Genomic DNA, 13,372 nt, shown 5'->3' with positions numbered 1-13,372 from the left:
GATTACCAACGGTAGGTTTTCAGCAGAGCCTCCAGTTTCTGGCACTGCTCTACCAGCTGAATGCTGGCGAGATTGGCGGCGTGCGCCTGACCCAGGGTGTCGTTGGAGGTGTTGCGAATATCGCTTACCGAGCTGTCAACCTCATGGCAGACCCTGTCCTGCTCTTCGGCCGACTGCGCCATCTGGGCGTTGAGGTCGTTGATGCGGGCGATGCGCTCGATGATGTTCTGCATGGCTGCCAGGGTCGCTTCGGTCTTGCTGATGCTCTCATCGGCTTTGCTTTTTGCATCCCCGATCACCGTAACTGCGCTCTGGGCCTCATTTTGCAGGGCGGCGATCATCTGGGAGATCTCTTCGCTGGCGGCGCGGCTGCGGTTGGAGAGGGCCCGCACTTCATCGGCCACCACCGCAAAGCCACGGCCTTGCTCACCTGCCCGCGCCGCTTCAATCGCAGCGTTGAGGGCCAGCAGGTTGGTCTGATCGGCAATCCCCTTGATCACCTCGAGCACACCGTCAACCGCAAGACAGCGGCTGTCGAGTTGCTGGATCACCTGATCCACCCGATCGATCTCTGCCGACATCTCGCCCATATCGGTGATGGAGTGCTGGGCGAGGCGGCTGGTGTCGGCGGCATCCTGATTGGTGAGGGCGGAGAGCTCGGCGCTGTGGCGGGCATGTTCGCGCACTTCATGAGAGCTGGCGGCCAGCTCGCTGACGGCGGCGGCAACCTGGGTGGTCATCCCCTCTTGCTGGCGGGCCGAGTTTTCGGTCTGGGTCGCGACCTGACGGATCTGGTTCGACTCCTGATAGAGCTGGTGGGTCGCCCCTTCCACCTCCTGCAGGCTGTGGCGGAATCCCTGCACCATGTCATTGACGGCGCGGGTCATCTGGCCCAGTTCATCCCGGCTGTGATTGACCAGGGGGAGGGCGAGGTCGCGCTCTTTGGCCATCCGGATCATGGTGAGCTGCAGCTGGCGCAGTGGGTGTTTCACGTAGCGTTGCAATACCCACCAGAGCAAGCCGAAGCCGAGGCTGAAGACGGCGGCCAGGCTGCCGCTCAGGATCAGGTTGTTGTGGCGGATCTCGCCGAAGGTGTGGCTGAGGTCATAACTGATCCGCACCGCCCCCATCACGGTCCCCTCATTGACCTGGTGACAGGTGAGGCACTGGGTACCGCGATACTCCTTGTAGGCTTTGAACGGTTTGATCAAGGTGAGCAGGTTGCCCTGCTGCTCCAGAATGGCTTCACCCTGATTGATGGCACGCTCATCGAGGGGATCCTGCGCTTTCTGATCCGGATGACCCGGGCCAAACAGGTTGCTGACGGCCGGCGCGCGCACCAGACGGGCCTCAACGATGCCCGCTTCACTCTTGAGTTTGGTCTGCACTATCTGCCGGTTGGCCATGCCACCGGTCATCATCAGCACGTTCACCTGATCCATATAGGTGTTGGCCATGCTCTCAACTTTCTCCTCTGCCAGCCGGATGGCGAGATCCCGTTGCAGCCAGGCGGAGAGTTCGAAGCAGAGGCCAAAGGTGGTGCTGATGACCAGCGCAAGAGGGAGGAATATTTTCCAGTTCAAGGAGAGGTTATGCATTTTGGGCAAGTTCCATGCGCTTGGTGTTGTTATGTGATCCCGTATCATCTTGATCGTAGACGAAGAAACGGCGGGAGATGGTTCTCTATCGGCACACGATAACCACTCTTGAGTAAATAATCTGTTAAGCAGATCGGTAATGCAGGTTGCCAAAATGGCTTTCAGGAGGGGGGGCTGCTCCTCGGGTTGATCCAGAACAAATTGCCAGTAACGATAATCGTTATCATTGTCATTATTTGCTGATAATAGTGACCATCATGAATCTGACCACTTCCATGACCGGTATTGCCACGCCGGATCCCCTCAAGTTTGCTTTTCGCGCCAAGACCTCGGCTCACGCCAGTCGGGGAGGGATGGGCCCCTTCCCGCTGGATGAGGCTGGCTGGCAGAGCTGGTGGCAGCGAGAGAGTGAAGCGGAGGAGCGCGCCCTCTACATCCATATTCCGTTTTGCCGAAAGCGCTGCAGCTTCTGCAATTTCTTTGAAAATGGCGCCAATCCGGCGCGGATCAACCGCTATGTCAACGCCCTCTGTACCTCTCTTGCGCAGGCGGCTGACACCCCGCTGGCGCAGAGCATGCCGTTTTCAGCCGTCTATGTAGGGGGCGGTACGCCGACCGACATGAGCGCCGACGAGCTGGCCATGCTGGCCGCCGTGATCCGCCGTTTTCCGTTGTCGGCCGATGCCGAGGTGACGCTGGAGGGGCGGCTCAACGGCTTTGATGATGAGAAATGGCAGGTGGCGCTGGCGGGGGGCTTTAACCGCTTCTCCTTCGGGGTGCAGAGCTTTGATACCCGGGTGCGTCAGCAGGCGGCCCGTTTCGATGACAGGGAGACGCTGCTGACCCGTCTGGGTGATCTGACCCGGGATGATGCGGCTGTGATCGTGGCGGATCTCATCTTTGGTCTGCCCGGTCAGGATGATGCCGTGTGGCAGCAGGATATCCGCGATGTGATAGCGAGTGGTGTACACGGGGTCGATCTCTACCAGCTCATCGCCATGCAGGGCACAAATCTGGAGCGGGCGCAGGAGAAGGGCACTCTGGATTGGCTCGCCGATGGCCAGCAGCGGGCGGCCATGTATGCCTATGGCGGGGCGCAACTGGAAGCTCACGGCTGGGAGCGTCTCTCTTGCAGTCACTGGCGGCGCAGCCCGGCCGAGCAGAGTCGTTATAACCAGATGGCCAAGCGCGGTGCGGAGATCCTCCCCTTTGGCGCCGGTGCTGGGGGCAGCATTCTTGGCCACGGCTTGATGTATGGACGGGATCTGGCCCCCTGGCATGACGCGTTGGCCAGTGGCAAGCGGGCGCCCGGGATGGTGATGGGACGCAATCCCAATGCAAGGATGGACGGTCTGCTGCGTGGCGCCCTCGACAGTGGCGTGCTGGCGCTGGATCGTCTGCCAGCGCCTTTGCTGACCCATCTGATGCCGCTTTTTGCCGCCTGGCAGCAGCACGGGCTGGCCGAGATCGAGAACGCACGGTTGCAACTCACCCTCGCCGGCCGCTTCTGGAACGTCAATATGCAGGCTGGCTTGTTCGAGTTCTTGCAGCTCAATCCGCTCGATGGTTCAGCGCCGCCCAGCCATGGTACCGCCGCGGTGCGCCATTCGCTGGTTTGAGCCCGAGCGGAGCATTTGCACGGAACACTTGCACGGCTCCGTGCGATCCATAACGAAAGAGGGAGCCTTAGTGGCTCCCTCTTTCGGCTTGGCAGTTAGCGTCGTGCGAGCTTACTCGTCGCTGCTCTCCTGATAGCTGTCGCGCATTGCTTTGGGCAGACGGCGCATCGGCGCAAAGCCGATATCCTCGCCCACCACTTCCCGCTTGCGGGACTTGTTTTGAGGAGACTGGGCGGGATTTTTGCTGGCGTCACCCTTGGCTTTGCCCTTGCCTGCGGCTGGCTTGCCCTTGGCATTGCTGCTCTTGGCGTTGGCATGGCCGCGGGCCCGAGGCGGGTTTTGCACCGGCTTGCTACCGGGCAGAGTCTGGCGACTCGGCTTGCCGCTTGGCTCATACCCTTCCAGGATCTCTACGGACAGGGATTGGCCGATCAGGGCTTCGATCGCCTTGAGCTGACCCAGCTCGTCCTGGCTGACCAGCGAGATGGCCTCGCCGCCACGACCGGCGCGGCCGGTACGGCCGATACGGTGGATGTAATCTTCCGCCATCTGGGGCAGTTCAAAGTTGATCACGTAGGGCAGTTGATCGATGTCCAGACCGCGGGCGGCGATATCGGTCGCTACCAGCACCCGCACCTCGCCACTGCGAAAATCGGCCAGCGCCCGGTTGCGGGCACCCTGGCTCTTGTCACCGTGGATCGCCACGGTATTGAGACCATCTTTTTGCATCTGCTGGGCGAGGCGGTCGGCGATCTGCTTGGTGCGAACAAACACCAGCACCCGTTGCCAGTTGCCACGGCCAATCATGTGGGAGAGCAGCTCGCGGCGGCGTTCCCGATCTACCTGAATGATGCGCTGGGTCACCTGCTCGGCGGCAGTATTGCTGGGGTCCACCTCGATCAGGGTGGGGTCGTTCAGCAGGTCATCCGCCAGCGCCTTGATGTCGTTTGAGAAGGTGGCAGAGAAGAGCAGGGTTTGCCGCTCTGCAGGCAGCGCCTTCATGATGCGGCGGATGTCGACGATAAAGCCCATGTCGAGCATGCGATCCGCTTCATCCAGCACCAGCACTTCCAGCTGGCTCAGGGTCAGGGCGCCCTGGGTCAGCAGATCCAGCAGACGGCCCGGGGTGGCGACCAGAATGTCCACCCCCAGCTTGATGGCGTCCAGATTGGGCTTGATACTGACACCGCCATAGGCGATCAGAGTCTTGAACGGCAGGTGGTGGGCATACTTGATGATGCTCTCGCCCACCTGTGCCGCCAGTTCGCGGGTCGGGGTCAGTACCAGTGCGCGCACCTGACGACGGCCACGACCATGGTTGGCCAGCAGACGCTGCAACATCGGCAGGGTGAAACCGGCCGTTTTGCCTGTGCCTGTCTGAGCGCCGCCGAGCACATCCTGACCGGCCAGAATGGCCGGAATCGCTTGCTGCTGGATGGGGGTTGGCTGTTCGTAACCCAGCTCCTTGACGGCCCGCAGAATATGCGGAGACAGACCCAGTTCGTTGAATGACATGTTCGAGAGAAACTCCTGAGATGAGCCTTTGGCTCAACGGGCAGCCAGCGTGTTGGGGCCAGCCACGATATGGAAATGATAACGGGGCCGTAATATAGCAAAAGACCGGCCGATGCGCAGTAGCTGTCGCACCGGCCGCCATACAATCGTTCAACGCAGTGGCGTAAAACGGTGCGGGAGCATCAGAGCATCTCGCGGATCTGCTCGGCCAGACTCTCCGGTTTGGCCTGGGGGGCGAAACGCTCCACCACGTTGCCATCGCGGTCGATCAGGAACTTGGTGAAGTTCCATTTGACGTTTTCCAGCCCAAGAAAGCCCGGTTTCTGTTGCTTGAGCCACTGGTAGAAGGGGTGGGCATGCTCACCGTTGACATCGCACTTGGCCATGATGGGGAAGGTGACCGGATAGTCGAGGGAGCAGAAGCGGGCGATCTCGTCCGCATCCCCCGGCTCCTGCTGACCGAACTGGTTGCAGGGGAAGCCCAAAATCACCAGCCCCTTGGGGCCGAGCTACCGATAGAGCGTTTCCAGCCCTTCATATTGGGGAGTAAAGCCGCAGCGACTGGCCACGTTGACCACCAGCACTACCTTGCCCGCCAGTTGAGTCAGCGGGTAGGGGGTACCATCCAGTCGTTGCAAAGTGAGATCGGGCAGAGGCATATGAAGATCCTTTCGTGGGGGATGCGCGGGTTGTGCCGTGAGTGGTTCGGTCGGTGACAGAGACAAGCGCCGGATGAACAGCAACATGGCGATGCGGATACGGTATCGGCTGGCTCTTGGCACCGCAAGGAGGCCGCGGCGCCTCCTCGTACCGATTGCAAGGGCCATCACAGTTTCGACAGCCAATACGCCTGTTGGCGGAGCGGGATCACAACTGGCGATAAAAAGCGGGGAAGCGAGCAGCAACTCGCGTATTGATGTTGGGACTTCTCAAGATAAGCAAACCGGTTTGTGACTTTGCCGGTAAGTCGCTACAAAGCGCCCTCTTTCCACTCATTGTGAGCCAATCTTGGACTATCAAGCTGCCATGGATGCCATTTACACCCGGGGATGGGTGATAGTGGATGATTTTTTGACCGCCGCCGAGGTGGATGCCCTCAAAGCCTGTTTGCCAGGCGAATGGCAACCGGCCGGGATCGGCCGTGACGCCCTGCACCAGGGCAATCCCGATATTCGCCGTGACCAGATCCACTGGCTGGAGCCCTCCCTCGGTGCGCCGGTGGCCGACTACCTCGCCCGGATGGAGTCCCTGCGTCTTGCCGCCAACCGGATGCTGATGCTGGGATTGTTCGACTACGAGGCCCACTTCGCCCGCTATCGCAGCGGGGATTTTTACGCCACCCATCGGGATGCCTTTGCCGGTCGCTCCAACCGCCGTCTTACCACTGTGTTTTACCTCAACAACGACTGGCTGCCCGAAGCGGGTGGAGTGCTGCGCATGTATGACGACAAGGAGCAGTTTCTGATGGATGTCAGCCCCAAGGGGGGGCGGCTGGTCATGTTTCTCTCCGAGGAGTTTCCCCACGAGGTGCTGCCTGCCAATCAGGAGCGCTACAGCATTGCCGGCTGGTTTCGGGTCAATGGCAACGGCATGGGAAGGGTCGATCCCCCGCGCTGAGGGGCAATGTGTCCCGATTTTGACACAGGGGAGACTTTTCACTGCAAGAAGTGGGGTCATGGGTCTCCCATCAGCTGACAAGGGTTGATCTCCCTTGCTACACTGGCGCGCACTTATGTTCGTATCTGGCTTCGTCCGGTTTTTATGGTGGTTGGCTTATCAAATGGTCATGACGAGGCCGCTTCTCCCAAGGGATCACATCTAATGAAGAACATGCATGTCTTGCTGCTGTGCGGCGGCGGTGGCTCAGAGCACGAGGTTTCTCTGCGCAGCGCCAATTTCCTCGAGCAACAACTGGGCCTTCTGCCCGGTGTCGAAGTGACCCGCGTCGAGATGTTCGCCGATCGCTGGCTCAGTGCCGATGGCCGCGAGTGCAAGCTGGGGCTCGACAAGCTGCTTTCGTTTGACAGCGTGGCCCGTCCGGTGGATTACGTGGTGCCCTGCATCCACGGCTACCCGGGTGAGACCGGCGATCTGCAATCCTTCCTCGAACTGGCCGGATTGCCTTATCTCGGTTGCGATGCCGAGGCGAGCAAGATCTGCTTCAACAAGATCAGCACCAAGCTGTGGCTCTCCGCCATCGGCATTCCCAACACCCCATACCTGTTCCTGACCGAACAAAATGACGCTGCGCTGGCCGAAGCGAAGGCCGCGCTGGCCAAGTGGGGCAAGGTCTTTATCAAGGCGGCCTCCCAGGGCTCTTCCGTTGGCTGCTACTCCGCCAGCAACGAAGCGGATCTGATAAAAGGCATTGCCGATGCCTTCGGTTACTCCGAACAGGTACTGATCGAGAAAGCGGTCAAGCCGCGCGAGCTGGAAGTAGCGGTTTACCAGTACGGTGACGAGCTGGTGGCGACTTATCCGGGCGAGATCTGCGTGCCGCAGGACAAGTTCTACACCTATGAAGAGAAGTACAGCAGTGCCAGCCATACCGAGACTGCACTGCGTGCCGAGGGGCTGACCCAAGCGCAGGCCGATGCGATCCACGAGTATGCCCTCAAGGCGTTCCGTCAGCTGAAACTGACCCATCTCTCGCGCATCGACTTCTTCCTGACCGAGGAGGGGGAGATCTTGCTGAATGAAATCAACACCTTCCCGGGCATGACCTCCATCTCCATGTTCCCGAAACTGCTGGAGCATCACGGTCACCGCTTCGCCGACTACCTTGAGCAGATCCTGCGCAAGGCCAGCTAAGCGTGCTCTCCCGCTCGCGGGATGAAGAAGAACCCAATAAAAAATCCCCGCCAATTGGCGGGGATTTTTTATGTCTTTATCAAGCGGGGCAGGCCAGCTTGAAGGGATAAACAAGCGGGGATGACTCTTCCCCGCCTGTTGCTACCTGTGGGTGTTACCGGTGGTTAGCCGCGAGCCACCCGAAAGCGCACGCTGCGGGAGTGGCAGGGCGCCAGCTCGCCAAACTCGCCTGCGGCCAGCTCAAGGGGCAGGGGCTGTTCGTCCATCCGCACCGCTTGCCAGTCGCTCAGGGGGTGTTCGCTGCTCACTTTGCCTCCCTCCAGCACCGCCTGCTCGCTCGGGTTGTAGACCCGGATCACCAGCGCCTCTTCATCCTCTGCCTTTTTCAGGGCGCTCAGCACCGGACCGGAGGGATCCATGGTGAGCAGACTGAACTGCAGCGGGGTGGTGAAGCTCGCCTTGTTGAGCTTCATGGCATCGAACGGGATTTTGTTGTAGCAGCGCACCGGGGTGAGGTAGCTGCGCGCCGCCTGCATCACGTTGGCGCTGATGTGATCGCCGGCAAACGCCAGCAGGCTGAAACGGCAGCTGAGTTTGCCGCGCACCTGAGAGTCCGGGGTGGGCAGCTTGATGCCGGAGGGGCGACCCGGGCGCAGCAGCAGCTCCTCTTTACCGAGTACGCCGACCCCGCGCAGCAGGGTGAGTGCCAGGGTGTCGCACTGCTCGCCAATCACTTCAAACTCGCGCAGACCGTCGCTCAGCACCGCCAGCCCCTGCTTGCCATCTTGCAGGGCGACGAAGTTCATCAGCTGCCAGACCGGAATGGGGGCCTCTTTCCACCCCTCCGCTTCCCAGTTCGCCATGGCGCTGTCGCGGGTGGGGCGGGTGATGCAGCCAAACTGGTTGTCAGAGACCACGGTGTCGCTCGGGAAGGGGGTGGGGATCAGCACTCGCACCCGGTGGTCATCGGCCTGATTGTCGAGCTCCAGCTCGATATCGATACGCGGGCTCTGGTGCGCCAGGGTGATGCGGCAGGTGACATCAAGGTGACCGCTGCACTGACGGTTGGCTCGCTCGGCGAGGTTGGCAGGCAATGCCATACGCAGTTTGAGCGTGGCGATGCTCTGCCATGCCTGATGGGTAACCTCGCGGGTCACTGCAAACTCGGTGGAGTAGCGCAGCCATTCGTCCCGCGACGGCGAGTAGTCATACTCGTCGCCATCATCGGAGCCCTCTTCCAGCGTGAGCACCTGATCGAAGGTGGTGCCGCGAAGCTTGTCCAGGATCTGCAAAGTGCCGTTGTCATTGAGGGCGATGCGGTAAAAATCGTTCTCCAGCAGCTCGCCGCTGGCCATCACCGGCTGCTCCAGTCCCGGCTGATTGCCCTCGATATGGAGAGTGCCGTAGCCCATAGCCGGCAGCGGATGGCAGAGCTGGATGTCGTACTCCATAAAGGGGTCGTAGTTGCCGTAGTGCACGATCTGTCTGTCTACCAAACCAGGATCAATCTCGCGCTTGGCGCGGATGAAGTAGGGAACCGGCTGGCCCGCCTCATCGCTCAGGGCAAAGGATTGGGCGCGAATGCGGATGCTGGTATTGATCACCTCCTGACGGGGGAAGGGCATCAGGTTGAACAGGCAGAGCTTGTCGGCCACCTGCACGCCGTCTTCACAGAGCGCCACCGGCATGTTGTCGACAATCTTGCGCATGTAGAAGCGGATCAGGTTCTCGGCCATGTCGTCGGCCAGAATGAAGCGGGTCATCACCTCCTGATGCACCTTGTCGCTACAGCAGCAGCCGATGCTGTCATGGGCGTGGTTCTTCATGATCTCCTTCCACATCTTCTCCAATAGCCCGTGGTGGTACTCGAAGCCGAGTGCCCAGGCGATGCTCGCCAGCGGTTCGAGGATGTTGACGATCTTGTTCTCGATGGCGGCGTGGGCCAGCTTGATGTCCATCCGGGTGGAGGAGATGGTGCGGTGTACCCGCATGTATTTGCCGTCGTTGAACTCCCCCTTGAGGGTGGCCAGCTGGTCGCGGCACGCCTCGATGCGCTCGAAGACCTGCTCGAAGCGGCTCATGTGGAATTCCCGCTGAGGGTAGATTTCCCGCAGCTTGTCGATGATGGCGAAGATGTTCTGCTGCAGCGGCATCTGGTCGTGGCCGTTGGGCAGCAGGATATCCTTGGTCACCGAGGCCTTCTCCAGCACCTCGAAGTAGGATTCGAGCCGCTTGCGCAGGCCAGCCTCATCTTCTGGCAGGTATTTGCCGATGGCGTAGCCGAGCGGCAGTACCTGGGCGGTCACCTCGCTGCCATCGTTGCTCTGCCAGAGGAACTCGGTCTTGTCGGTACCGTGGCGCTCGGAGCAGCCGCGCCAGAACATGGCCCGGTCAATCCCGAAGCCGTTGAAGATGTGGGGCAGCTGGGAGGACATGCCGAACGAGTCGGGCAGGTAACCGATCTTCATCGGCTCGCCAAGACTAAGGCAGTCGCGCATCCCGTAGAGCAGGTTGCGCAGGATGGACTCGCCGCTCACCTGCATGGTGTCGGTCTGGGTGTACCAGGGGCCGATGATGAGCTTGCCCGCTTCCACCAGCGCCTTCACCCGGGCCTTGTTCTCGGGCTGGATGGCGAAGTAATCCTCCAGCACCGCGGTCTGGCCATCGAGCACATAGAACTTGTAGTCGGGGTCGGATTCAAGACGCGCCAGGATCTCCGCCATGTTGTTGACCAGCAGGATGCGGGACTCCTCGGTGGTGAAGTACCACTCCCGATCCCAGTGCATGTGCGGGGTGATGTGAACTCGTGAAACTGTCATGACAATGATCCTTTGCTGACGCACGGCGGCCCTTGCCTGCCGTGCGGAAAAATAGTCTGTTGAAAAAGTGGTGGTGAAGATGCGCCTTACTCTGCGGCGACCACCTGATAGGTGCCGCGCTGCATGGCGTGACGGCGCCAGCCGATCAGCACCACAGTGGAGATAAGGGTGCCCACCAGCGCCGCACCGAGCCAGACGGCGGCAGCCATCAGGGCGCCGTGGCCGCCATCGTGGAGCAGGAACAGGGAGAAGATGCCGGCCCCCGGGGTGGAGAGACCAATCCCCATGGCACCCACCATGGCGCCGGTGACCACCGAGCCTGCGAGGAAGGAGCCGATCACCCGGATCGGATCTTCGATGGCCATCGGAATGGCGCCCTCGGTGATCCCCGCCAGCCCCAGCAGCCAGGTGGACTTGCCGGTCTCGATCTCGAAGGTCTGGAACAGGCGCGGCGCCAGCAGGGTGGAGAAGGTGACGGTAAAGGCCGAGACCATCTTGACCGCGCCGAAGATGGCGTAGGGGCCGTAGACCCCGTTGGCCATGGCGCCGAGGCAGAAGGCGTAGGCCGCCTTGTTGACCGGGCCACCCAAGTCAAACGAGCACATAAAGCCGAGCAAGGCGCCCAGTACCAGCGCATTGGTGCCGGAGAGGCCGTTGAGCCACTCGGTGAGGCTGTTGTTGAGCCAGGCTACCGGCTGGCCGATGACAAACAGCATCAGGCTGCCCGCCACCAGGGTGCCGATCACCGGATAGAGGTAAAAGGTGAGAAAGCCGTTGAAGTTGGGGCTCAGACGCACATGCTGCTTGACCCAGCGCATCAGGTAACCGGCGATAAGACCACCGACCACACCGCCGAGAAAACCGGAGCCAATCATGTTGGCGGCCAGTCCCGCCGCAAAGCCCGGGCCCAGCGCCGGTTTGTCTGCCAGCGAGTAGGCGGTATAGGCCGCCAGCACCGGCACCATCAGGGTGCCCAGCATGCCACCGCCCAGCTTGCGGTACATCCAGAGCCAGGAGTTCTCGGTATCAAATAGATGTTGCAGGCCGAAGATCTGGGCCAGCAGCACAGAGACGGCGAGCACGGTACCGCCTGCCACGATCAGCGGTACGGCAAAGGAGATACCGCTCAGCAGCGCCTGCTTGAGCTCGGTCTTGAGGGTCACCTTTTTGCTGGTCGGCGCATCGCTCTGGCCGGGGTTGGGCGTCGGGGCTGTGCGACCGGCCTTGGCCGCTTCCAGCGCATCATTGAGGATCCGCTCGGCATGGCGGATGGGCTCGGCCACCGGCGTCTCGATCCGGGGGATACCGGCGAAACGCTCCTGCTCCTTGATGGCCACCTCGGCGGCGAAGATACAGGCCACCGCAGCATCGAGCGCCTCTTGCGGCAGGCGGTCCTCGATGCCGTTGGCACCCTGCTTTTCGACCAGTACCCGAATGCCCAGCTTGCGCCCCGCCTTTTCCAGATACTCGGCAGCCATATAGGTGTGGGCGATCCCCGCCGGGCAGGCGGTGACACAGACCACAGTGGGTTTATTTGTATTTAAGTTGTCTTCTTTTTCTGGTTGCTTGTCGCCATCCCCTTCACCATCAAGCAGCGCCATCAGCTGCTCGGCACTCTGGGCCGCCAGCACCGCCTCGCGGGTATCGTCATCCACCAGGGCAGTGGTGAGGGTGGTGAGCAGCTGCATATGGGTGGAGCCCGCCTGATCGGTCGGGATCGCCAGCATGAAGATCAGGTTGACCGGCTCGGGGCCGTCGATCCCCTCCCAGCCCAGCTCCTCGCTCAGGGTCGCGACGGCAAAGGCTGCTTCACGCACCGCATCGCACTTGCCGTGGGGTACCGCCAGCCCTTCGCCAAGGGCGGTGGGGCCCTGCGCCTCGCGGGCCATGACAGCAGCCAGAAAGGCGGCCTTGTCGTGCAGCTTGCCGGCCTGATCGAGCCGATCAGCCAGGGCATGAATGGCCGCATCCCGATCGGCAAACCGGGTTTGCAACGTGATGAGATGGGGGCCGGTAAGACTGGTCAGATTCATGATGATCCTCTGTCTGGTTGGCTTGCCAGCAAGCCGTCATGGTGAAAGTGACAGCGATGCTAACAAACCGGCCGACTGATTTTTGTGAGTGGTATCATACAATTCGTTATTTGTATTGTTTTTGTATTGTTTGATCAAGGTGATTTGTTAGGTCAAATGGGGCGAGCCGTTTTGTCTGCCGGGCAACTGGGGTAGAATGGCGCCTCTTCCATTTATCATGGCGCAGAGCCAACGAGGTGGCCTTTCGTGTCGAAAAAACCCATGTATCGCCAGATAGCCGACACCATCCAGCAGTGGATTGCGCAAGGGGAGCTGGCCCCCGGCGATGCCCTGCCCACCGAAGCCGAGCTGCGCGAGCAGTTCGGGGTGAGCCGGGTGACGGTGCGTCAGGCCCTCAAGCAGCTGACCGAACTCAACGTCATCGAGAGCATTCAGGGCAGCGGCAGTTATGTGCGGCAGGAGAAGGTGAACTACGACATCTATCAGCTCACCAGCCTCTATGAGAAGGTGACCGATCCGGCGGCCGAGACCCACAGTGACATTCTCGCCTTCGAGGTGATCAAGGCGAGCAGCGAGCTGGCCGAGCGGCTCAATCTGGTGGAGGGGGCGCTGGTCTACTACGTCAAGCGGGTACGCTTTATTCGCCAGATTGCAGTGACGCTGGAGGAGACCTGGATGCCGCTCGCCCTTTTTCCCGATCTCAGTTATGCGGTGATGCAGGGCTCCAAGTACCACTACATCGAAGAGGTGAAGCAACTGGTGATTGACCGCAGCGAGCAGGAGATCATTCCGGTGCTCCCCTCGGCGCAGGTAGTGGAGGCGCTCGGTATCGATCCCGCCAAGCCCATTATCGAGAAGGTCTCCCGTGGCTTCTTGCAAGATGGCACCGTGTTCGAGTTCAGTCGCAACTTCTTCAAGAGCGATGATTACAAGTTCACCCTGGTGGCGCGCCGCGCCAAGGGGTGAGCAGGCGACAG

General features: G+C 60.9%; 8 protein-coding genes and 1 pseudogene. 4 read left to right on the top strand and 5 right to left on the bottom strand.

The annotated features are described in order from the left end of the window. Positions 1-2: 2 nt before the first annotated feature. Positions 3-1,598: a methyl-accepting chemotaxis protein gene (locus ACTG2O_RS16475; RefSeq protein WP_019445547.1), complete on the bottom strand. Its 1,596-nt coding sequence runs from the start codon at positions 1,596-1,598 to the stop codon at positions 3-5. A 257-nt stretch (positions 1,599-1,855) separates the two neighbouring features. Between ACTG2O_RS16475 and hutW the strand changes: the two genes are divergently transcribed. Continuing rightward, positions 1,856-3,217, top strand: coding sequence for a heme anaerobic degradation radical SAM methyltransferase ChuW/HutW (gene hutW, locus ACTG2O_RS16470; protein ID WP_439976354.1), 1,362 nt, complete (start codon positions 1,856-1,858; stop codon positions 3,215-3,217). 111 nt (positions 3,218-3,328) lie between these two features. On the opposite strand, the gene ACTG2O_RS16465 is transcribed toward hutW, so the two are convergent. Both ACTG2O_RS16465 and ACTG2O_RS16460 read right to left on the bottom strand, forming a co-directional pair. Continuing rightward, positions 3,329-4,732 carry a DEAD/DEAH box helicase gene (locus ACTG2O_RS16465; protein WP_005337040.1) on the bottom strand — a complete coding sequence of 468 codons (1,404 nt, stop codon included), beginning with the start codon at positions 4,730-4,732 and terminating at the stop codon, positions 3,329-3,331. 182 nt (positions 4,733-4,914) lie between these two features. Beyond that, positions 4,915-5,391 (bottom strand): annotated as a pseudogene (locus ACTG2O_RS16460) (glutathione peroxidase). Positions 5,392-5,740: 349 nt separating this feature from the next. Here ACTG2O_RS16460 and ACTG2O_RS16455 point away from each other — a divergent pair. Both ACTG2O_RS16455 and ACTG2O_RS16450 read left to right on the top strand, forming a co-directional pair. Continuing rightward, complete coding sequence (locus ACTG2O_RS16455) at positions 5,741-6,349, top strand: 2OG-Fe(II) oxygenase (protein ID WP_019445550.1); 609 nt, start codon at positions 5,741-5,743, stop codon at positions 6,347-6,349. 204 nt (positions 6,350-6,553) lie between these two features. Then, positions 6,554-7,543, top strand: coding sequence for a D-alanine--D-alanine ligase (locus ACTG2O_RS16450; RefSeq protein ID WP_019445551.1), 990 nt, complete (start codon positions 6,554-6,556; stop codon positions 7,541-7,543). A gap of 164 nt (positions 7,544-7,707) precedes the next feature. On the opposite strand, the gene mngB is transcribed toward ACTG2O_RS16450, so the two are convergent. Next, positions 7,708-10,362, bottom strand: coding sequence for a mannosylglycerate hydrolase (gene mngB, locus ACTG2O_RS16445; RefSeq protein ID WP_439976353.1), 2,655 nt, complete (start codon positions 10,360-10,362; stop codon positions 7,708-7,710). Positions 10,363-10,448: 86 nt separating this feature from the next. Then, positions 10,449-12,395 carry a PTS 2-O-a-mannosyl-D-glycerate transporter subunit IIABC gene (gene mngA, locus ACTG2O_RS16440; RefSeq protein ID WP_181269890.1) on the bottom strand — a complete coding sequence of 649 codons (1,947 nt, stop codon included), beginning with the start codon at positions 12,393-12,395 and terminating at the stop codon, positions 10,449-10,451. Between the two features lie 246 nt (positions 12,396-12,641). Here mngA and ACTG2O_RS16435 point away from each other — a divergent pair, with 246 nt between their 5' ends. Continuing rightward, positions 12,642-13,361, top strand: a complete 720-nt coding sequence (locus ACTG2O_RS16435) for a GntR family transcriptional regulator (RefSeq protein WP_043851054.1) — start codon at positions 12,642-12,644, stop codon at positions 13,359-13,361. The last annotated feature ends 11 nt before the right edge of the window (positions 13,362-13,372 follow it).

This window comes from Aeromonas sp. 61P (genome assembly GCF_051919545.1).
Lineage (GTDB): Bacteria > Pseudomonadota > Gammaproteobacteria > Enterobacterales > Aeromonadaceae > Aeromonas > Aeromonas veronii.
This window is presented reverse-complemented; position numbering and strand designations above follow the sequence as displayed.